General features: G+C 53.1%; 22 protein-coding genes. 6 read left to right on the plus strand and 16 right to left on the minus strand.

Features of this window, described 5'->3' with window-relative positions:
• Window positions 1–441 precede the first annotated feature (441 nt).
• Genes ACVX3G_RS16395 through ACVX3G_RS16420 form a run of 6 tightly spaced genes read right to left on the minus strand, consistent with a single transcriptional unit; the run spans window position 442 to window position 4,629 of the window.
• Complete coding sequence (locus tag ACVX3G_RS16395) at window positions 442–1,170, minus strand: YwiC-like family protein (RefSeq protein WP_033027977.1); 729 nt, start codon at window positions 1,168–1,170, stop codon at window positions 442–444.
• Between the two features lie 5 nt (window positions 1,171–1,175).
• Complete coding sequence (gene moaD, locus ACVX3G_RS16400) at window positions 1,176–1,406, minus strand: molybdopterin converting factor subunit 1 (RefSeq protein ID WP_023633820.1); 231 nt, start codon at window positions 1,404–1,406, stop codon at window positions 1,176–1,178.
• Complete coding sequence (locus ACVX3G_RS16405; protein ID WP_033027975.1) at window positions 1,403–1,870, minus strand: molybdenum cofactor biosynthesis protein MoaE; 468 nt, start codon at window positions 1,868–1,870, stop codon at window positions 1,403–1,405. The genes moaD and ACVX3G_RS16405 overlap by 4 nt, the downstream gene beginning before the upstream one ends.
• Window positions 1,867–2,367 carry a molybdopterin-guanine dinucleotide biosynthesis protein B gene (gene mobB / locus ACVX3G_RS16410; protein WP_021321985.1) on the minus strand — a complete coding sequence of 167 codons (501 nt, stop codon included), beginning with the start codon at window positions 2,365–2,367 and terminating at the stop codon, window positions 1,867–1,869. Before mobB ends, ACVX3G_RS16405 begins: the two co-directional genes overlap by 4 nt.
• Window positions 2,364–3,623, minus strand: coding sequence for a molybdopterin molybdotransferase MoeA (locus tag ACVX3G_RS16415; protein ID WP_020279768.1), 1,260 nt, complete (start codon window positions 3,621–3,623; stop codon window positions 2,364–2,366). Before ACVX3G_RS16415 ends, mobB begins: the two co-directional genes overlap by 4 nt.
• Before the next feature lie 49 nt (window positions 3,624–3,672).
• Entirely contained in the window at window positions 3,673–4,629 is a 957-nt protein-coding gene (locus tag ACVX3G_RS16420; RefSeq protein WP_020279769.1) for a methyl-accepting chemotaxis protein, read from the minus strand.
• Window positions 4,630–4,917: 288 nt separating this feature from the next.
• Between ACVX3G_RS16420 and ric the strand changes: the two genes are divergently transcribed.
• On the plus strand, window positions 4,918–5,625 hold the full coding sequence (gene ric / locus ACVX3G_RS16425; RefSeq protein WP_020279770.1) for an iron-sulfur cluster repair di-iron protein: 708 nt from the start codon (window positions 4,918–4,920) through the stop codon (window positions 5,623–5,625).
• Window positions 5,626–5,712: 87 nt separating this feature from the next.
• Here ric and moaA read toward each other — a convergent pair whose 3' ends face one another.
• Both moaA and modB read right to left on the minus strand, forming a co-directional pair.
• Window positions 5,713–6,738, minus strand: coding sequence for a GTP 3',8-cyclase MoaA (gene moaA / locus ACVX3G_RS16430; RefSeq protein ID WP_033012863.1), 1,026 nt, complete (start codon window positions 6,736–6,738; stop codon window positions 5,713–5,715).
• Window positions 6,739–6,792: 54 nt separating this feature from the next.
• Window positions 6,793–7,455 carry a molybdate ABC transporter permease subunit gene (gene modB / locus ACVX3G_RS16435; protein ID WP_033845516.1) on the minus strand — a complete coding sequence of 221 codons (663 nt, stop codon included), beginning with the start codon at window positions 7,453–7,455 and terminating at the stop codon, window positions 6,793–6,795.
• Between the two features lie 218 nt (window positions 7,456–7,673).
• Between modB and ACVX3G_RS16440 the strand changes: the two genes are divergently transcribed.
• Entirely contained in the window at window positions 7,674–8,372 is a 699-nt protein-coding gene (locus ACVX3G_RS16440; protein WP_021322315.1) for a Crp/Fnr family transcriptional regulator, read from the plus strand.
• Window positions 8,373–8,688: 316 nt separating this feature from the next.
• Here ACVX3G_RS16440 and ACVX3G_RS16445 read toward each other — a convergent pair whose 3' ends face one another.
• The 5 genes from ACVX3G_RS16445 to ACVX3G_RS16465 all read right to left on the minus strand — a co-directional run bounded on the left by ACVX3G_RS16445 (window position 8,689) and on the right by ACVX3G_RS16465 (window position 13,904).
• Window positions 8,689–8,961 (minus strand): hypothetical protein, encoded by a 273-nt coding sequence (locus ACVX3G_RS16445; protein WP_021322316.1) that lies wholly within the window; start codon window positions 8,959–8,961, stop codon window positions 8,689–8,691.
• Window positions 8,962–9,257: 296 nt separating this feature from the next.
• Window positions 9,258–10,433, minus strand: a complete 1,176-nt coding sequence (locus ACVX3G_RS16450; protein WP_479454559.1) for an MFS transporter — start codon at window positions 10,431–10,433, stop codon at window positions 9,258–9,260.
• Between the two features lie 279 nt (window positions 10,434–10,712).
• Entirely contained in the window at window positions 10,713–11,792 is a 1,080-nt protein-coding gene (locus ACVX3G_RS16455; protein WP_023633804.1) for an ABC transporter permease, read from the minus strand.
• A complete protein-coding gene (locus ACVX3G_RS16460) occupies window positions 11,779–12,735 on the minus strand; it encodes an ABC transporter ATP-binding protein (protein WP_033845518.1) in 957 nt (318 codons plus the stop codon). Before ACVX3G_RS16460 ends, ACVX3G_RS16455 begins: the two co-directional genes overlap by 14 nt.
• 2 nt (window positions 12,736–12,737) lie before the next feature.
• Window positions 12,738–13,904 (minus strand): COG1470 family protein, encoded by a 1,167-nt coding sequence (locus tag ACVX3G_RS16465; protein WP_033845519.1) that lies wholly within the window; start codon window positions 13,902–13,904, stop codon window positions 12,738–12,740.
• A gap of 127 nt (window positions 13,905–14,031) precedes the next feature.
• Between ACVX3G_RS16465 and ACVX3G_RS16470 the strand changes: the two genes are divergently transcribed.
• Complete coding sequence (locus tag ACVX3G_RS16470) at window positions 14,032–14,613, plus strand: sigma-70 family RNA polymerase sigma factor (protein ID WP_033845520.1); 582 nt, start codon at window positions 14,032–14,034, stop codon at window positions 14,611–14,613.
• On the plus strand, window positions 14,603–15,352 hold the full coding sequence (locus ACVX3G_RS16475; protein WP_033845522.1) for an anti-sigma factor: 750 nt from the start codon (window positions 14,603–14,605) through the stop codon (window positions 15,350–15,352). The genes ACVX3G_RS16470 and ACVX3G_RS16475 overlap by 11 nt, the downstream gene beginning before the upstream one ends.
• Before the next feature lie 359 nt (window positions 15,353–15,711).
• Here ACVX3G_RS16475 and ACVX3G_RS16480 read toward each other — a convergent pair whose 3' ends face one another.
• From ACVX3G_RS16480 to ACVX3G_RS16490, 3 genes are all read right to left on the minus strand, one after another.
• Window positions 15,712–16,830, minus strand: a complete 1,119-nt coding sequence (locus tag ACVX3G_RS16480; RefSeq protein ID WP_033845523.1) for a TIGR04053 family radical SAM/SPASM domain-containing protein — start codon at window positions 16,828–16,830, stop codon at window positions 15,712–15,714.
• Between the two features lie 549 nt (window positions 16,831–17,379).
• Window positions 17,380–17,961, minus strand: coding sequence for a molybdenum cofactor guanylyltransferase (locus tag ACVX3G_RS16485; protein WP_033845525.1), 582 nt, complete (start codon window positions 17,959–17,961; stop codon window positions 17,380–17,382).
• 103 nt (window positions 17,962–18,064) lie between these two features.
• Window positions 18,065–18,298: a DUF2249 domain-containing protein gene (locus ACVX3G_RS16490; protein ID WP_013523134.1), complete on the minus strand. Its 234-nt coding sequence runs from the start codon at window positions 18,296–18,298 to the stop codon at window positions 18,065–18,067.
• Window positions 18,299–18,427: 129 nt separating this feature from the next.
• On the opposite strand from ACVX3G_RS16490, the gene ACVX3G_RS16495 reads away from it, so the two are divergent.
• Together ACVX3G_RS16495 and ACVX3G_RS16500 are read left to right on the plus strand one after the other, a co-directional pair.
• On the plus strand, window positions 18,428–18,595 hold the full coding sequence (locus tag ACVX3G_RS16495) for a hypothetical protein (protein WP_014195091.1): 168 nt from the start codon (window positions 18,428–18,430) through the stop codon (window positions 18,593–18,595).
• A 444-nt stretch (window positions 18,596–19,039) separates the two neighbouring features.
• Complete coding sequence (locus ACVX3G_RS16500; protein WP_033845527.1) at window positions 19,040–19,774, plus strand: hypothetical protein; 735 nt, start codon at window positions 19,040–19,042, stop codon at window positions 19,772–19,774.
• Window positions 19,775–19,881 lie beyond the last annotated feature (107 nt).

Consider the following 19,881-nt stretch of genomic DNA (forward strand, 5'->3'; position numbering starts at 1 on the left):
CGGCCAACTCCTGATTGGATCGTTTCGGCGAATCCCTTTGTCGGGATGCTTGACATCATCAAAGCCCATACGACCATCCAAACCAACCATCGTCGCAAACGAATGTTTCTCATATGCTCTCCTTCCCCATTTCCATTACTTTTACAAAAAAATTGTATCTTTCCTCCTCCCTGCCATCCACCGTTTTCGACAGACAAAGTTCGACATGACTTTGGGATGGAACGTATACAACCCTATAACGAATGGTGAAATGCTGCCCTTCTTTTCATTTGAGAACGAGCATGGAAGAAGAGGAGGTGAGCCTTTGAAACGATCCTTTGCAAAACCGTTACAAGGAATTCATGCCCATTTCACATCATGCTTGTGCAATGAAAAAGCAATACCGCCTAACCAAAAGAAAAAACCCCAAACGGTCATGGATGCCTCCCGTTTGGGGTTCGCTCAAGAGTAGAGCACGATCATCGCGATGAAAAAGTACGCCGCGTTGGCGATTTCCAAAATGCCCAGTTTCATGATCGGCAGCGACTTGCCATATAAATAGACGGCGCGGATGACGCTCGGTGCATAGGCCAAGACGGCGAACGGCTCGCCGATGGCGATGAGGCCGACGATCAACAGGGCGTGGTAGCCCCATGACAGCCATTTGTACCGCTCGTTTTTCTTTTCGCGAATCATCGTTTTTACGTAAAACGTGCTGCCGATGAAAAAGAGGAAGGAAAACAGGGCGAGTTCAAACGCTTCGATCGTCAACGCCCCGCGTCCGGCGTAAAAGGCGGCGAGGCCGCCGATGCAAAACGCCGCGATGGCGGCTACATCATTCCAAAAGGCGCGATCGTTCTTTTTCTTGCTGTAGTACGTGTTCACCAAGAAAAACGGCACCATGGCGAGCCCGAAGTAGAAAAGCGCCGGCTGTTGCCAAAGAGAGACGGCAAGCGCCGCGGCGGCGATGGCGCCATAGCGGGCGGCGGCGGGCACGTACGGCTCTTTCCGCTTCGTTTTCACCGCCATCAAGAGCGGATACGTCGCCAAATAGAGCGCAAGCCAGGCGACAAAGAGCGGCGCGTGAATCCACGAAAGCCCACCGGCGTACGCCCCGAGCCAAAACGGGATGATGAGCATCGCCCAGGCGCCGTGTTGTTTTGGCATCACCCATTTGCTTTTGTTCGCCATCCGTCTCATCCTCCGCTTACCGGTGGAATAAAGGCGACCGTGTCGCCGGCGTGAAGCGGCGCTTCGTCGCGGACATACTCCTCGTTGACCGCTGTCATGACGCGCCCGAGCGAGATGCCGTAGCGCTCTTCCACTTCGTCTTTCAGTTTTTTCACCGTTTCCGGAACATTCGGCCACATCACTTCCCGCTCGCCGATTTGCTCGCCCAAATGGGCGAAAAACAATAGACGGATCATTCCTCTTTCACCTCCGGTTTTCCGGACGGATACGCCGTTGTTTCCAACTGGTCGCCCACCCAGGCGCTTCCGTCCTCCCATTGCTCTTTTTTCCAAATCGGCACGATTTGCTTGATCCGCTCAATGGCATAGCGGTTCGCCTCATACGCTTCGGCGCGGTGCGGCGAGGAAACCGCGATGACGACGGCGATGTCGCCGATCTTAAGCCGCCCGATCCGGTGGGTGATCGCCGTTTTCGCCCCTGGCCATTTCTCCGCAATTTCCGCCCCGATTTGCGCGAGCATTTTCTCGGCCATCGACACGTACGCCTCATATTGCAAAAAGAGCGTCCTCTTGCCGTTCGTCCATTCGCGCACCGTGCCGGCAAAGACAGCGACCGCCCCCGCTTCCGGACGCATCACTTTTTTCATCACATCCTCGACCGAAATCGGCCGGTCGGTAATGGCAAACAACGGTTCTGTCATGTTCGTGTTCTCACCTCGTTCATGAGCCATGGAATATATTCGTCATCATCGGCCAGCGAAAACACCGGGTGCGCTAGCGGCCCTTCGAGCGGCTCCCAGGCGATGACGGCGCGGATGTTGGCGAGGTGCTGAAGCGACGCCCAATCTTCCCAAGTGCGGACGAGCACGACTTTCGGGTGCCGCTCTTGTTTGTAGCCTTCGACCAACACGAGATCGAGCCGAAGCGGCGCATAAAGCGCCAACACATCATCCAACCGCCACAACGGGCGGCGGAGATGAAGCTGCAAAAGCCCGTCTCCTTCCACCGCCGTTGCCACCGCCCCGGCCCGCTCATGGCGGACGGAATCGACGCCTTCCGGCCGCGCGGGCTCGCCGCCATGGCCGTGGTGCTTCACCGTCCCGACGCGCCATCCTTCCCGGACAGCGGCCGCCACCCATTTTTCCATAAGCGTCGTTTTGCCGCTATGTTTATAGCCGACGACTTGCCAGACGTTCATTCGCTTGACCCCTCATCGTCATCCAAAAGCCACACTTCCACCTCATCGCCAACCGCAAACCCTCTCGTTCCGCCCGGCAGCACCATCAAGGCGTTCGCAAAGGCAAGCGAGGTGACGATGTTCGACTTGTCCATGCCGACCGGCTTCACGACAAGCCGACCGTCAACCGCCTCGACCCGGCTGCGCACGAAGCGGGTGAACGGGTTCGGCTTCGGAAAATCGGCGCCAAGGGTGGCTTTCGCTTTTTTCAAATACGGCTTGGCCGAAAACAGCCGCGTGCGCACGACCGGGCGGACAAACAGTTCATAGCCGACGTAGCACGCCGACGGGTTTCCGGATAGACCGAACAGCAGCTTGCCATCAATCTCGGCGACGGTCGTCACGCTCCCCGGGCGCATGGCGATTTTGTTAAACAACACGTTCGCTCCGAGCCGCTTGTAAATGGCGGGCAAATAATCGAAATCCCCGACCGAGACGCCGCCGGTCGTAATGAGCATGTCCACTTGGTCGAGCGCCTGGCGCACGGCGTGAAAGCACGCGTCGAGGTCGTCGGCCAGCTGGCCGAAATAAATCGGCTCGGCGCCGCTTTTGAACACCTGCGCCTCGATCATGTAGGCGTTGCTGTTGCGGATTTTTCCCGGCACAAGCGGTTCAGAGACGTCGAGCAGTTCGCTTCCAGTCGCAAAAATGCCAATCCGCGGCTTTTTCGCCACCTTCACTTCGGCGTAGCCGAACGTCGCCAAGAGCGCCGCCACCCCGGGATTGATGCGCGTTCCTTTTTCGACAAGCGGCTGCCCTTTTTTCGCATCTTCCCCTTGAAACGAAATGTTGTCGCCAGGGCGGAACGGGCGTTTAATGGCCATATACGTTTTTCCATCCCGCTCGTACTGTTTGGCGAGCTCCAACATGACGACCGCATCGCATCCTTGGGGAATTTGCGCCCCGGTCATCAAGCGCACCGCTTGAAACGGGCCGACGGGCTGCTTCGCCACTTGCCCGGCGCCGATCGTTTCAATGACTTCAAACTCGACCGGATGGTCAAGTCCCGCTCCTTCCGAGTCGGCGGCGCGAATGGCAAATCCGTCATACGGCGAGCGGTCAAACGGCGGCACGTCATGGTCAGCACGCAAATCTTCGGCCAAATAGCGGCCATACGACTGGCGAAGCGGCACTGTTTCCTCTTCTCCCACTCCGGCATAACGCATCACCCGATCGATCGCTTCCGATACAGGAATCGGGGTTCGTCTTTCGACCATCTCTCTCTCTCCTTTCGATCATACGGCTGGCGGCAACCATATCGTTCTTTCAACGTTGTTGCCATTGTTGCAGCTGTTTTATGCCTTCTGCCAACTTTTCATCAACGACGCTCGCATCGGCAATATGCCGCAAAATCATCTCCCGCGTTTCGCCAAACAAAGCGGCGGACTGTTCGAGCTCTTTCCTCACTTTATCCGCATAGCGGTATTGTTCCTGAATATAGTTTAGCACGTCTTGGGCTCGATTTTCGACTTGATCGATCAGCTCCATCATCGCCGACCATTTGCGAGCTGTATGGATGCTCATTTGGACAACCGTTTCGATCAAAGATGAAATGGCTTCCGTTTGCTCTAGCGACCGCTCGATTTCCTGCTGCACGGCATCGGTTAGCTGGTGAATCGTTTCCGTGCTGTCCGCCGTATGCTCAGCCAATTTCCTCACTTCAGCGGCGACGACGGAAAACCCTTTGCCATGCTCCCCGGCGCGAGCGGCTTCGATCGAGGCGTTTAACGCGATCAAATTCGTCTGGCCAGCGATTTCTTTGATCACTTTCACAATTTGTTCAATTTCTTGCGAGCGGCCGCGCAACCGATGCATCGCGGCCGATGTCGTTTCCATCTCACTGCCGAGCCGCCCCATCGCCTGCTCCATTTCTTCCGACATGCGGATACCTTCTTTTGCGGCTGCGACCATCTGACCCGCCGTCTCCACCAACGCGTTCCCTTGTTCGCATAAACGGTCGGAAATCGCATATGATGACTTGCTGAGCGTACTGACATTATCAACCTTTTCTTTCGTTCGGTCAACCAGCTGGCCTAATACATGGTGTTGCCCGTTGACCACCTCATGCTGGTGAACGATTTCCTGCAACTCCCCGAGCAATCCTGCCACCGTCTCATGAATGGCTTCCTTTTGTCTCGTGAGCTCTTCTTTCATCTCAGCGAGTTGCCGCTCCAGTTCTGTTTTTTCCTCCTCCCACTGCCTTCCCTTCACCAACGCCCACATATCCGTCTCCCCTTTTCCTTCTCTTGATTGGCTTCTGTTGTCAACACGTTGTATGTTATCTGCTGAACATGTCCGTTCTCATCCACGAAAGCAGACACCGCCTCTGCAAAGAGTCAGCAGAAGTCTGCTTTTTTTCATTGTACGATAAAGAAGAAACGTGCTGTTGTGACGTTTATCACATGGATCGATGTCCACTTTTTTTTACGTATGTGAGATCCGTCACAACACCTTCGCGGAAAACACGGTATGCTGAAGCTGTAACGATTGGATCAATGGAGGGATGGATGAATGGAACAGCGGTTTACTGAACAATCATTGATTGGCGATATTGTTACTCAATTTCCGAAAGCAGCTGATTTGTTTAAAGCGCGGCGCATCGATTTTTGCTGCGGCGGACAGCGCCCGTTAAAAGAGGCCATCGAAGAGCGTGGACTGGATGGCGAAGCGCTCCTTCGCGAGCTGAACACCCTTTACGCGGAGGCGCAAAACAAGCCGACGGGAAACTGGAACGAAGCGCCGCTCGACGAACTCGTCGATCATATTGTAAGAACGCATCACCGCTATTTGAACGAGGAACTGCCGCAGCTCAGCCCATATGTCACGAAAGTGTTGCGCGTGCACGGCATGCACCATCCACATCTGTCCCAAGTGCATAAACGGTTCCATGAGTTAAAAACGGAGCTTGAGCAACACTTGATTAAAGAGGAAACGGGCGCATTCCCGCTCATTTTGCAATTTGCCGACAACCCATCGCCGGAAAACCGGGAAGCGGTCGAGCGAGCCGTCCGCGAACTGGTCAATGAACATGACGCAGCCGGCGATTTGATGAAAGAAATTCGCGACATCACCAACGACTTCACCCCGCCGGAAGATGCGTGCGGCACGTATCGGCTCGTCTACAGCCGGCTCGCGGCGCTTGAAGACGACTTATTTACGCACATCCATTTGGAAAACAATATCCTCTTCCCGCGCGTGTTGGCGGCGGTGAAGGTTTAAAGGAAGAAAGACGCCGATTCGCACTTCCGAAAACATAAACCAAAAACGGGATCGCTTCTTCTATGAAAAGAGCGCTCCCGTTTTTCTTCATCCCCCAATATACGACATTTCAATTTTCGGGCGCTGTTTCGCTGTCTCTGCCGTCCGTTCTTCTGAATAGCGGTCTGTCCGCTCGCTCCAGATGGCGGCGATCAGCGCCTTCAGCTCTTCTTTCCCCGCGCCGGCGCGCAGTTTGTCTTTCAACGACACGCCCTCAGAAGCAAACAAACACGTGTACAGCTTGCCATCGGCGGAAATGCGCGCCCTCGTGCAGCTCCGGCAAAACGTTTCCGTCACCGAGGCGATAAAGCCGACTTCTACGTTCGTGCCCGCGTACCGGTAGCGGCTCGCCACTTCGCCGAAGTACGCTTTTTCAACCGGTTCAAGAGGGTGCATGGCGTTGATTTGTTCATACATCTCTTTTTTCGTCACGACATGGGAGTAATCCCAGCCGTTCGTGGTGCCGACATCCATAAATTCAATCAAGCGGAGCGGAATGCCTTGTTCTTTGAAATAGGCCGCCATCGGCACGATTTGCGAGTCGTTCCACCCTTTTTTGACGACCATGTTCACCTTGACGCCGAGCCCCGCCGCCCGGGCGGCTTCGATGCCTTTCAACACCGGGGTGACGCCGACGCCGATGCCGTTCATTTTTCGGAAAATGTCATCATCCAACGCATCCAAGCTGACGTTGACGCGCTTCAACCCGGCTTCTTTCAGCCGCTGCGCCCATTTCACTAAATGGACGCCATTGGTCGTCAAGCCGATATCGCGCAGGCCGGGAATCGCAGACAGCCGCGCAACAAGCGCGTCCAAATCGCGCCTTAAGAGCGGCTCGCCCCCTGTCAGGCGGATTTTTTCGACGCCCAGCTCGACAAAGCATTCCGATAGAAGCGCCATTTCCTCGACCGTCAACAGCTCGCCTTCCGCCAAAAAGCGAAAATTCGGCCCGAACACTTCGGCCGGCATGCAATAGACGCAGCGAAAATTGCATTGGTCGATCACTGATAACCGCAAGTCGCGAAGCGGGCGGGCGAGGCGGTCGGTGATCTTCACCCGGTCGCGCTCTTCCATGTCGCTCCCTCCTTTCCCTTTCATGGGCCGCGTGATGTTCCAACGGCCTGCTCCTTATCGCTGCCAACGGCCTAGTTTCGCCGCACAGGACAACAAACTAAATGACAATCCAATGGTGACCGCCACCCATGCCCACGCCAACTCCATCCGCCCCGATTCCATGGCCATATAGACAGCGGTGGGGATCGTTTGCGTTTTTCCCGGAATATTCCCGGCAAACATGAGCGTTGCGCCAAACTCCCCCAGGCTGCGGGCAAACGACAGCACCGCCCCGGACAACAAGGCGTTTCTGGCCAGCGGCAGCGAAATATGCCAAAACACTTGGCGCTCATTCGCCCCATCGATGCGCGCCGCTCCTTCAACGGTTGGATCAACGGCTTCCAGACCCGCTTTGGCCGCCTGGTACATGAGCGGAAACGACACAACAACCGCCGCCATCACCGCCGCGCCGGGTGTAAACAGCACCGTTGTGTGAAACCACGTTTCCATCAACTGTCCGATCGGGCTATGCCGCCCAAACAGCACAACAAGCAAAAAACCGACAACCGACGGCGGCAGCACGAGCGGCAACATAAACACCGTCTCCACGATCGTCTTCCCACGAAACCGGCGGCGCGCCATCCACCTCGCCGCCGCTGTTCCAAGGATTGCGACGATCACTCCGGCAAGAAGCGATACGTTTATCGATAACCATACCGGTGACCAAAACTCTTCCATCGACGAACCTCTCTCTGTTCCGTCTCCCTTTTACCATACGAAAACAAACAGTAGAATGCTATGATGCTACTCACATTGTAACATAGAAAAAGGAAAAACCAATTTAGAAAAAATTGTGACGCCTCGCACAAAAAAACAGTAACCGGTGATTTTTTTCACTCTCTCCCGCTGTGATGATTTTTACAATAGAAATAGCTGAATGAATGGAGGTGCTATCGATGGAAGCTGCAGTGAATGGATATTTTCCCCATTTACGTTCTTTGTTGCAATCGTCGAAAAAAGTGATTCCGTTGCGCAAGCACTCCTTTTTGTTCCAAGAAGGGATGCCGGCCAATGAATTGTATTTGATCCTCTCTGGCAAAGTGCAAGTAAGCAAAATTTGTCCGGACGGAAAAGAAATGTGCTTCCGCATTTGCGGAAGCGGGGAAATCGTTGGTGAATTGACGCTGTTTACGAACGATGCACACTACTTGTTGACGGCCAAGGTAATAGAGCCAGGCGAAGCGGCAGTCGTAAACAAAGAGGAACTGGAACAGCAGCTGCTTATCAATCCGACCCTTACTCTTGAATATATGCGCTGGATGAGCAAGCATGTCCGGCGGACACAGACGAAATTCCGCGATTTGATTATGAACGGAAAAAAAGGGGCGCTCTATTCGACGCTCATTCGCCTATGCAACAGCTATGGCGTCCCGCTTGAAGATGGAAGCATTTTGATCGACGTCGCATTGAAAAACCAAGATTTAGCCAACTTTTGCGGCACAACGCGCGAAAGCGTTAATCGGATGCTCAATGCATTAAAACAACAAGGGATCATCTCGACAAAACGGGGGAAAATTACGGTTCATGATTTAAACTATTTGAAAACGGAAATTCAATGCGAAGACTGTCCGCCGGATATTTGTTGCATTGAGTGAGCGGTGCACCGTAGTTAGGGGTCTGTCTGATCGTTCCCCTTCGATACACAGCAACGACCAAGCCATTTTGGCGCGCTGATTAGAAGAACGCCCGACCGACCGTTGTTCGCGGCCTGCCGGACGCTCTCTTTTTTTCGATTGTGATGCGAATCACTTCTTTTTCTTTTCACCGCCGTATAATAAGAGCTATAGGGCTTTAGGCGGCTATCTCCCGTTTAGGGAAATGGGGAAACATTAATGTCCGCTTGTTTCTGAGCCGTCGTCTTCGCCCGTTTCGGTCACTTTCAGCATGGCGACGGCTCCTTTTTGTGCATGGTTAAACTGATGAGTGACGATCGGGTATATTCCCGATTTGCGCCGTCATTTCAACGCGGACGTCATGCGGTCCGATCCGCTCCATTTTCAACGGCACCGGTGCTTGGTTCAATCCTTTATGCGCCGCTAACATGTTCGTAGCAGACTGTTGCGTAGTTGCCGCTGTTCCGTTTTTATTTTCCGCCTTTGCCTCTCCTCCTCCCCCGTTGCTGCATGCGGCCAAAAGCGATGCAACCAACGCAACTGACAACAACGTAGACACATTTCGTTTCACTGTTTTCTCCCCCTTCAGTTGATTTGATTTACACCTTCAGCGTACGCCATTTCTGCCTTTCCCCTAGTGATTTGTATCACCAAGGAGCGGCCATGTTTGAAGGGTTCGTGAAATAATGAGCAATAAATATTCGCAATGTAGCAACCGTAACGAATGTAGCCCTATTCACTAACGGAGAACGACCTTCCTCTTTGCGGATCGCCATTTTCCATCCTTTCGTTGAGCTTGTACCTCCGCAAACCAAAAAAGAGGCCAAAAGCATATGCTTTTGGCCTCTTTGGATCTGGCATCGGATTTTACGATGCGTATCGCTTCGCCGGTTCGCCGGCTTTTTTGCCAAATACGAGCCGGTTCAGCAAGAAGCAAATAAGGGTAAACAAACTAAGGAGCAGAAAACCGAGCACGTACGAACCTGTTGCATCTTTGATGATCCCCATGACAATCGGCGGAAAAAAGCCGCCAAGTCCGCCCCAGGCGCCGACAAGGCCGGTGACGGCGCCCGTTTCGGCTGGGAACAGCTGCGGCACGAGTTTGAACACCGCACCGTTGCCCAGCCCAGACATCACGGCCACAAACAAACAAGCCGCTGTCATCACCCAAATATTTTCCATTCCAAACGCGATCACCAACGCGCCGATTGTCATTCCAGCGTAGACGAACGTCAACACCCGTTCAGCTCCGATTTTATCGCCAAGATAGCCGCCGACTGGCCGCGCGAGCGTAGCGAGTACAGTAAACCCAGCCGCGCGCATCCCAGCATCCACTGGCGTCAACCCATACAAGTCAACGAGCAGCGACGGCAAGTAAATGCCGAAAGCGACAAACGCCCCGAACGTAACGAAGTAAAAGAGCGACAACGTCCACGTATGTTTATATTTCAATACCGACAGCGATTCACGCACCGTTTTTTGTTGTTTCGGCTTCGGCATATCCGGTGTGAAAAACCAAACGAGAACGAGCATGACGACAACCGGAATGATCATCCCCCAAAAAGCCCAAGGCACACCAAACGCTGCGGCAATCGATGGAACGGAAAACGCAGCAACCGCCGTGCCGAAGTTGCCCATCGCGTTAATCCCAAGCGCCGTCCCTTGCTTTTCCGGCGGAGTCAAGCGGGAAACGAACGTCACCGAAATGGCGAACGACGTTCCGGCCATGCCGATGAAAAACGCCCAAAACAGAAGCATCGCATACGAATCTGCAAACCCTGCGCCAACAAGCGGAATGACAAGAAACAAGAGCAGCAGCGAAAACAGCCTGCGCCCGCCGATCCGGTCCGTCCAAATGCCAAGCGGCAAACGCATGATCGAGCCAAGCAGCACCGGAATGGCGACCAAAATGCTTTTTTGCGTCGATGTCAGCCCGTACATTTGCTGAAACGTACTCGCAAGCGGCGAAAACACGGCCCACACGGCGAATGAAAACATCATGGCGAACGTCGTAATCGGCAGCAGCGCCTTTTGTTTATTCATGAAAAGCCCCTCCCAAACTTTCAAAATTTGTGACGTTGTTTGTACTTCCATCATACGCAGGAGAAGGAAACGGATTTGTGAGGTTGATCACATTCTTGCCTGTTGTCACCATTTTGCCACAAGCGTTGTCACGGTTTTGTCACATCCAAAAAAAGAAAAAGCCCGTCCCCAAAAGGAACGGACACGATTTGGCAGAACGTTTTTCACATACGAACGATAAGAAACGCTGTTGGACGCGCACATCTCTTCCGCCCCGTCTGCGGCAAACAACTTGTTTTCTCACCCGCTCGCCCGTATCTCCTGCCTCATAAACAACCAATACGCGATCGCAAAGCAGATGAGAGTGGCGGCAATGAGCGCGGTCGCCTGCGGCCAAATGAGCAGCAAACTTTGCGAGAATGGCAAGGGGGCCGCAACAGCGCCGGCCGTTTGCTCCACCGTGACGATCCCTAGCGTTCGGACGTCCGGCGAAAGCAAGGCGGTTGTTGATTCATTGAACAAGTAGCTCGGCGACAATCTCATGAGACCAAGCACCAACTCTTGACGGCCGACCGCCTGCTCGACGGACGTAATGGCGTCAGACTGCAAAAACGATTTCGCAAACACTTCCACGATCATCGAGTAGAAAAGATTGAAAAACAGCCAAACGGCCATCGACGACAACGCGGATGTCGCCGCCTGGCGGAAGACGACGGAAAACAAAATGCCGAGATTCAGCCAAAAGGCGATATACACAAGACATAACAACAAAAAGCAGACCATGCGGGCAAACTCTTCGAAAGTAGGCGGAATCCCCAAGACCAAAATGCCCAACGCCATCACGAGCAGGCCGAGCGAAAGAAACAAAACAGCATTCAACAACAGCGCAGCGACAAACTTGCCGTTGATCACATAATCGCGCGGAATCGGCTGGGCCATGAGCCGGCTTAACGTCCCCCGATTCCGCTCCGAATTGATGGCGTCAAATCCAAGGGCGATGCCGAGCAGCGGCCCGAGAAAGCTGACAAACGTCAGAAACGAAGGCAACGTTCCGTCCGAGACGGTGAATAATTTTAGAAACAAGTAGGCGCCTTTCGCGATTTCCTTGGCCTCTTCCGAGGAATCCAACGCGTCCCGGATTGTCGTCATCGCCGTATACAGCGAGCCGAAGCAAGTAAGCAAGATGAGGGCGATTAAAATGATCATGCGCCAACTCGTCAAATAATCGGCCAGTTCTTTTTTGACAATGGCCGAAAAGGCGCTGTTTGCCCCTCTTGCTCGTTTCTTCTCATCAAGCGCACCCACCTTCAGCCGTTCGCTCCATCTTTTCACATATGAAAAAACATCGTTTGCCCATCGCTCTTCCTTACTGGCCTTCACGTACATCCCTCCCTTCAAAATAGCGGTGATAAATCTCATCAAGTCCAAAATCCCGCCGGCTGAGATGGAACAGCGAAGATCCTGATTCGATGATCGTCTGGCTGATGGCGGCGCTCACATCCGTTTGGCAATACACATCCCATCCATCTTCCGTTTGCTCCACTTTATTGACGCCCGGAATCGCCTCGATTTTGGACCGTAAGGAAGCGTCAAGCGGTGAAGCAGCCACATGGATGACATAGGCATCCTGCAAAAACAGCTGTTGCGCCAGGCGTTCGATATTCCCTTCGGCCAACAATCGGCCGCCCACGAACAAGCCGACTCGGTCGCAAATTTTCTGCACATGGTGCAATTGGTGCGAGGACAGCAGGACCGTGATGCCTTCATGGCGGCTCAAATCGCGGATCAGCCGAAGCAGCTCGCGCACTCCCTCAGGGTCGATGCCCAACGTCGGCTCATCCAAAATGATCACTTCCGGGCGCTTCATCAACACATCGGCCAAGCCGAGCCGCTGCCTCATTCCCCGCGAGTATTTCCCCGCTTTTTTATGGGCCGCATCGGTCAAATTCACCTTCTCGAGCAGCTCCCATGCCCGCTTTTCCGCCTCGGCGCGGGGAATGCCGTTTAACGCCGCCGTATACAGCAAGTTCTCCAAGCCTGTCATGTGATGGTAAAACCCGACATCATCCGGCAAGTACCCGACTTTCCGTTTAACGTCAATGGGATTTCGCACTGGATCGATCCCGCATACCCTAACCATGCCGGACGTCGGCTCGGTGAGCCCGAGCATCATCAAAATCGTCGTCGTCTTTCCGGCCCCGTTCGGGCCAAGAAGCCCAAAAATTTCCCCTTTTTGAATGGAAAGCGACAAATGGTCAACCGCCCGATGGTCGCCATACGTTTTGCACAAGTTGTCAAGCTCGATGACAGCGGGTGCTGCCATGCTTACCTCCTCCCGTATGTTTTGATTAAATAGTACAGCCCTCCGGCCACCCCTGCAATGATCAGCAGGGCGACAATCCCCCAAAGCGTTGACGTTTTGACAGAGACGCGGAACGCCGCCTCCGCCGATGTTTCCGCCGTTTGCGCCTGGAAGTTGACGACATAATCCCCGGCGATCGCTTCATCCGACGCTTTCACTTTCGCCTTGACTGTTTTGGAATCGCCCGGGTTCAGCTGGGCGATCGTGCTTTGATCGAATTCCACTTCCCAATTAGGCGGAGCGTCAGCCGTCATATTGATGTTCAAAAGCGGAGCGCTTCCGGTGTTTTTGACGACAAGATCGATCACCCGTTCATGCCCCGCCGTCACATCGGTGCTCAAATTTCCTGACGGCGTCGTCAGCTTGAGCTCATACGTGCCCGTAATAACCGCTTCTAACGTCAGCTCAGCCGACGTATCGCTCGTTTGCGCTTTGATCGGGATTTTGTACGTGCCCGCTTTCACATTTTCCGGCGGTTTGACCTCGACGGTAATGTCTCTTGATTCGTTCGGCTCGAGTTTCACCGACGTAACGGAATTGCCTTCCGATTTGAACGTGACTTGCCATCCTTTTTCGGCTGCCGAACTTAACGCGTAATTTTGCGTCTTGGCGGTTCGGTTTTTCAGCGTGACATCATACGTGAAGCTCGAATCCCCGTGCCCCTCGAGGTTCGTTTGTTCCGACGTCAGTTCCGTTTTAAACGATCCTTGTTCCGTCACGCGGACAAGCAGCGGCAATTTCGATGAACCACTGTCCCCTTTCGCGACGAGCCAAAAGCGGTAATCCCCCTTGTCGACATCCAGCGGCACGGTCACTTCCAACGTGACCTGTTCTTCTTTTCCGCCTCTTACGGACAGCTGCTCAATCGTTCTCCCCTCAGCGGTCATCGACGTCGACCATCCTTTCGGCAGACTGTCAAACGAGAACGTGACATTTTCAATCGCCGAGCCGTTGTTGATGACATTGACCGTATAGTCGATCGTTTCCCCGGGTGTCACCGAAAGCCCGGTGTATGGCGTGAAGAGAACAACACCGCTTGTCGCCGCTGCCGGGCGGATCGGAAGAAGAAGCGAAAAGAGAGTCAAGATCATGGCGAACATCATGATGATCCTGCTTTGCACGACATTCACTCCCTCCTTCTGTTTTCACTTCGTATACGCCAGAAATGGATCAATGGATTTGTTTTGCAGGAGAAAAATTCAGTTGTAGAATAGATGCAGAGCAACCATTCCAAGCATGCGTCGGGAGGTGGGCAAGATGGAAGACCGACGGGAAGACCTCGAACTGCTCGAGAAGATCGCCGAAGGCTCGCGCGCCGCCTTTGACCGTTTTTACGAAAAATACGCTCCGATGGTCTATCATATCGCTCTTCGGATCGTCGGCGACGAGGTGGAGGCGGAAGATGTCAGCCACGATGTGTTTCTCGAAATCTTGCAAAAACCGCATCAATTCGACCCGAAACGGGGAACCGTTCAAGCCTTTCTTGCCGTGAAAACGAAAAGCCGGTCGCTCGACCGCCTGCGCAAGAAACGGGATCTTTTAGTGAGCCGCCTTGAGGAAGCAGCTTTAACAGAAAAGGGGGCGGAATTTGATTTTCTCCGCCAACTGGAACAACAAGTCATCATAGACGCTTTAACCCATCTCCCCGAGGAGCAGCGGCAAGCGATCATTCACTTTTACTTTCATGGGGAAACACAGCGGGAAATCGCCGCCGCGATGAACAAACCGTTAGGCTCCGTCAAGTCGCTCATCCGCTACGGCTTGCGCAATTTGCGGAAACAAAAAGAGCTGTTCCACTGGATGGGGGCTGGCAGAGGTGAAGAACAGCATGAAGCATAGCCATATTTCGGAAGCAAAAATCGTGGACTGGCTGTTAGGCATGCTGCCAGAGCAAGAAAAAGAAGACGTGTCCAACCATCTAAAGCAGTGCCTTGAATGCCAACGCTTGCTTGAAGCGTGGAAAAACATCGGGCTTAAGGAGGAAGCCCAATATGAAGCACCTCCCCTTTCTCATAAAGAGCGAATTTGGGCCCAAGCAGAAGCGCAAAAACAAACGAAGCGGATGCGGCGCGGTCTCCGCATGGCAGGCGGGTGGATCGGTGCAGCTTTGGCCGTTTTCCTTTTCACCTTGCGCCTTTCCGCTCCCAGCGACGGACCAGCCGCTTCCCATGACCGATCGGATGAGCCATATCGATACCAGATTGTCAAACAACATACCGACATGCCAATCGAGCGAATCATCCATAATCCCAAAACGAAACAAATTCCGATTGAACCATCGGTGCTTTTTCAACAGATGGACGGCACGATTTGGCTCAATGACGATACGAAGGAAATGCTGATGGAAATTGAAGGGTTGCCGCCGTTTGCGACTCGCGATTATCAATTGTGGATCATTTACACCAACAACGAGGTCAAAGGGGAGCTGTTGACGATCCGCCACGGAGCAGCGCGCATTTTCATCTCCGGCGAGGATGTCAAACAGTTCAAGCAAATTAAAGCAAGCCTCGAACCAAAAGGAGGAAGCGCAGAACCGACCGGGCCGGAGACATTTACTGTCGATTTGGAGCATGAATGATCTTCAACATTGAACGCTCTCCCACCTACGCTTGAGCTTTGAGGTGGGAGATTCTTGGGAACACCCGCCCCACAGCAGGCTGTCCACCAAGCCATCCCCGTGCGTCCCACGGGTCTTTACCCCTTCTGTTCTGCGGAAGCAAGAGGAAGAATGACGGCCAATCCCGATTCATTCCCCACTTACGCTCACGCGTGGAAGTGGGGGATCTTCTCGGTTCAGGATGATAAAAACGGGGAAGGGCGTCTGCTCCTTCCCCGTGTGTTTTGAACACACATCCAACATCCGCCGCATGCGCCCGGACAACCGTCTCACGAACGCCGCAGCGCCGTCATTTTAAGCAGCCGTTTTTCCCCGCCCTCTTACCGTTGGCTTTGCTCTTTTGTCCGCAGGGCCTTTGGAATGTAAACACAATACGGCTCGCTTTCCAAATAGTCTCCCGTCACCGCGTACGCCCGGGAGCGTGAGCCGCCGCACACATATCGGAACTCGCAGACGCCGCATTTTCCTTTGTATTTGTCCGGATTGCGCAAGTCTTGGAAAATCGGAGAATGACGGTAAATGTCCGCCAGCGGCGTTTCTCGGACGTTCCCTGCCTTCACCGGCAGCAGCCCGCTCGGGTAGACGTCGCCGATATGGGAGATAAAAACAAAGCCGTTGCCGTCATTCACCCCTTTGGGCGCGCGGCCGAGCCCGTCGACTTGCCCGGTTAAGCCTTTGTTCAACACATCTTCGTAGCGGATGCCGCCTTTTGCCGTTTTTCCTTCACGCATTTTCGCCTGCAGCACGACGCGGCGGTAATGCTGGCCGGCCGTCGTTTTGATGTCAAACGGAACGCGCTTGCTCGTTTCGTACAGCCAGCGGAACACCCGCTCATGCTCGACGGGGGAAATCATGTCCTCCTCCTTCCCCCTGCCTGTCGGCACAAGGAAAAAGACGCTCCACAGGACGCATTTCAGCTTCTCCACCAGCGCCGCCATCTCGTCAAGCACATGAACGTTGTATCGCGAAATGACGGTGTTGATTTGCACAGGGATATCGAGCTCATGCAAGTAGTGAATCGCACGGATCGTCAACTCAAACGAGCCGCTCACGCCGCGGAAATGGTCGTGAATCTCGGCGTTCGGCCCGTCAAGGCTGAACGCCCAGCGCGACAAGCCGACTTCTTTCGCTTTGCGGATCGCTTCTTTCGTCACGTTCGGCGTCGCGCTCGGCGTCATCGACACGCGCAACCCTTTATCGATCGCATATTTCGCTAAATCGTACACATCCGGACGCATGAGCGGATCGCCGCCCGTAAAGACGAGCATCGGCTGATCCATCTCGTAAATCTCATCGATCAGTTTTTTCCCTTCCTCAAACGTCAACTCGCGCGGATCGCGATGGTATTGCGCTTCAGCGCGGCAATGAAGGCACTTGAGTTGGCACGCCCGCGTCAACTCCCAAATGACAATAAACGGGTTTTCATTGAAATCACGCATCATGCTCCCTCCTTGGCCTCCATTGTACCGCAACATTCAGGTGCGTTATGTGATATCGATCACATCCGCAGCGAGGCCACAACAGATGGCGATCGTGCCATGAGCGAAGATGACAGCCGTTTAAACAGGCGGTATAACATTTAAGTAAAAACGAGTGGAGATGAGACGATGCCAGACGGGGTCTCGTACCACGCCAAAGACATTTCACGAAGTCGCGAAACGAACGGGGCTGACCGTCCTCGAAGTGGCGGACTTGGCGAAGGAAATCAACCTCCAGTCCAATAACGTAAAAGAGCCGAAGTCGTGCGGTTCTTTTTCGCCCTATTGCCGTTTCATAAAATTCAGGTCATCATCAAAAGGTGCACTTGACCTTTTATTGACAGTTATTGTACAGGCGAAATCATTTTTCACTTGCGTATCATGAACGTCTTTGTGCATCAAGTGCATTTTGTGGTGAAAAGCCGGGAAAAGAACCATTTCGCGGTCAAGGATGGCTCTTCTGAATTGAAAAAAGTGTATGCGGTGTCTGCTTCGGCCACCATCCCCCCTTCACCGGTACTCTTCCTCCGTATTGACATTGCGCCAGACGTCACTATCTGCGGCAAGTTGCTCGGCGTCCACCCAACGGACGCGGGCGCGGTCAAGGAGCGAGATCATCCGCCGTTCGCCGGCGTCAAGCAGCTCGGCGATCACGGAGCGAAGCCGACGGTGGTATAAGGCGACCAATGGTTCGGGACGGACGCCATGGAGCGGGACGATGGCGTCAAACATCGGATCGATATAGGAAGCAAGCCGCTCTGTCACTTCCCGCCGCATGTACGGCATGTCGCACGGCAAGACGAACACCCAATCCGCTCGGCTCTGTTCCATAACGGTGTAAAGGCCGGCCAGCGGCCCACAGCCGCGGCAGCGCTCGACATCGAGCAGCACCGGGATATCCGTTTGGCGGCGGAATTCATCGACAAGCGACGGGTGGCTGACGATATACAATTCATCCGCGATCGGATCGAGCGCCGCGACCGACCAAGTGAAAAACGGGGCGCCTTCGTGCAGCGCAAACGCCTTCGGCCGCCCGAACCGGCGCGACTGGCCGCCGGCGAGCACCGCTCCGGCAATCGTTTGTTTCATCATGCTTCCCCTTTCCGGACATCCATCGTTTGTTTTTACCGTACCATACCAACCGGCGAAAAAAAGATTTCCGCCTGCAGACGGAAATCCCAATGGAGCGGATGATTTATTTTTTGCCGATGGCCACCCGCCATACGTCCGGCCCTTCCTCTAAGTACTCCCATGTAAACTGATCCGGACGCTCCATCATGAATTGGTATTGCAGCGGACGCGGGTCATGGTCATTCGTCAGCTCCATCACTTCCCCCGGCTTCAAACTGTCAAACAGCCGAAAAATTGCCGGATGGCGGTCGCGCGGCGGATAGTCCGGGGCGTGGATTTTGGCAGCAAATTGGTTCATAACATTGGCCTCCTTTGTAGTATAATGAATTATATACTTTATCATAACCGCTTGAGCCTTGGGCGGTAGTGACGAGCGTCACAGCCCGAAGGTGAACATGTTCAATCCCCATGAAAGGAGAAATGGCGGTTGGAAGAGCTTGTTGGCTTTTGCGCGCAATGCGGCAAGCCGATCCATTGTCTGCATGGGTTCTTAAATGGCGTCGTCAGCCGAGAAACAGAGACGTTGTACTGCTTTCCGTGCCATGACAAGCAAAAGGAAATGGAACACACCACGCCGGACAAATGCCACAAGTGATTGAAAACGCTCACAAACGAAGGGAGCTGACCCAAAAATCCGCTAAAAAGCGGACTTTTGGAGCCAGCTCTTTCTTTATTAAGTAAGCCGTGTATTGATCATGAACGATTCCGAATCAAACCCTTTTATTTATAAGGAAATTCAATTTTCGTCAAAACAATGTCGCTGCCGGGATTAACATGACCGTACGGGCTAAAACGCACTCCTTTTCCTGGACGGATACAAAGCGACAATGACACAAAACGTTATTTTCAAATTTCTACGAATCATTTATAATATGAATGGGGAACGATTGTCCTCATTTGTTCTGCGCTACAATCCCATCCCTTTCCTCAACCACTTACTCTACACGCTCGTTTCCCCAGTCCTCAAAAGAAAGGAGCGATTCATCATCACTCGCTTTTCCAGGGCTGCTATATATCTTATTAGAAGGGAGGATTTTCCTTGGAAGAGATATTGAAACAAATTTTGGACAAGCTCCAAATGATCGAACATGAAGTAAGCGACGTCAAAACAAACATGGCAACGAAACAGGAGCTCGAAGAAGTGAAGCAAAACTTCACAACAGAGCTTGAGGATATTAAAGCCAACATGGCAACGAAACAAGAACTTGAAGAAGTGAAGCATAGTTTCACAAAAGAGTTCGAAGATATTAGAACCAACATGGCCACTAAACAAGAACTCGAAGAAGTGAAGCATAGTTTCACAAAAGAGATCGAAGACATTAAAGCCAACATGGCCACCAAGCAGGAGCTTGAAGACATCAAAGCCAACATGGCTACCAAACAAGAACTTGAAGACATCAAAGCCAACATGGCTACCAAACAAGAACTTGAAGACATCAAAGCCAACATGGCTACCAAACAAGAACTTGAAGACATCAAAGCCAACATGGCTACCAAGCAAGAACTTGAAGACATCAAAGCCAACATGGCTACCAAACAGGAGCTTGAGGACGTAAAGAACAACCTAATGAAAGAATTAGATCATGTCAAAGCCAATATGGTCACGAAGCAAGAGTTTGTTTTCGTCCAACAAGCAGTGCTTGAAACAAATGAAATCGTTAAGAAAATAGAACAAAACATGGAAAAGCACGAACGGATTTTAGATCTTCTTTCTAGGCGTTCGATTGAACAAGAAGCGGCAATTTCCAGCATTCGTCTTATTAAGGCACCATAAGCAAGGAGAGAGCATCCCTCCCTACCTTTCTTAGGTGTGGCCGCCTTTTATAGTAAGGAAGAAACGTCTCCATCGGAATGCGCTTGGCGATTTCGTAAACTACATGA

The organism is Geobacillus sp. PLS 41 (genome assembly GCF_056494105.1).

What these genes read in the sequence shown, in the direction of transcription:
- mobB (WP_021321985.1), bottom strand. Translation starts at nt 2,367, where the DNA reads ATGAACGTCTGGCAAGTCGTCGGCTATAAACATAGCGGCAAAACGACG.
- ACVX3G_RS16485 (WP_033845525.1), bottom strand. Translation starts at nt 17,961, where the DNA reads ATGATGAAACAAACGATTGCCGGAGCGGTGCTCGCCGGCGGCCAGTCG.
- ACVX3G_RS16420 (WP_020279769.1), bottom strand. Translation starts at nt 4,629, where the DNA reads ATGTGGGCGTTGGTGAAGGGAAGGCAGTGGGAGGAGGAAAAAACAGAA.
- moaA (WP_033012863.1), bottom strand. Translation starts at nt 6,738, where the DNA reads ATGGAAGAGCGCGACCGGGTGAAGATCACCGACCGCCTCGCCCGCCCG.
- ACVX3G_RS16460 (WP_033845518.1), bottom strand. Translation starts at nt 12,735, where the DNA reads ATGGCAGCACCCGCTGTCATCGAGCTTGACAACTTGTGCAAAACGTAT.
- moaD (WP_023633820.1), bottom strand. Translation starts at nt 1,406, where the DNA reads ATGATCCGTCTATTGTTTTTCGCCCATTTGGGCGAGCAAATCGGCGAG.
- ACVX3G_RS16480 (WP_033845523.1), bottom strand. Translation starts at nt 16,830, where the DNA reads ATGCGTGATTTCAATGAAAACCCGTTTATTGTCATTTGGGAGTTGACG.
- ACVX3G_RS16415 (WP_020279768.1), bottom strand. Translation starts at nt 3,623, where the DNA reads ATGGTCGAAAGACGAACCCCGATTCCTGTATCGGAAGCGATCGATCGG.
- ACVX3G_RS16395 (WP_033027977.1), bottom strand. Translation starts at nt 1,170, where the DNA reads ATGGCGAACAAAAGCAAATGGGTGATGCCAAAACAACACGGCGCCTGG.
- ric (WP_020279770.1), top strand. Translation starts at nt 4,918, where the DNA reads ATGGAACAGCGGTTTACTGAACAATCATTGATTGGCGATATTGTTACT.
- modB (WP_033845516.1), bottom strand. Translation starts at nt 7,455, where the DNA reads ATGGAAGAGTTTTGGTCACCGGTATGGTTATCGATAAACGTATCGCTT.
- ACVX3G_RS16440 (WP_021322315.1), top strand. Translation starts at nt 7,674, where the DNA reads ATGGAAGCTGCAGTGAATGGATATTTTCCCCATTTACGTTCTTTGTTG.
- ACVX3G_RS16405 (WP_033027975.1), bottom strand. Translation starts at nt 1,870, where the DNA reads ATGACAGAACCGTTGTTTGCCATTACCGACCGGCCGATTTCGGTCGAG.
- ACVX3G_RS16475 (WP_033845522.1), top strand. Translation starts at nt 14,603, where the DNA reads ATGAAGCATAGCCATATTTCGGAAGCAAAAATCGTGGACTGGCTGTTA.
- ACVX3G_RS16490 (WP_013523134.1), bottom strand. Translation starts at nt 18,298, where the DNA reads ATGAACCAATTTGCTGCCAAAATCCACGCCCCGGACTATCCGCCGCGC.
- ACVX3G_RS16470 (WP_033845520.1), top strand. Translation starts at nt 14,032, where the DNA reads ATGGAAGACCGACGGGAAGACCTCGAACTGCTCGAGAAGATCGCCGAA.
- ACVX3G_RS16450 (WP_479454559.1), bottom strand. Translation starts at nt 10,433, where the DNA reads ATGAATAAACAAAAGGCGCTGCTGCCGATTACGACGTTCGCCATGATG.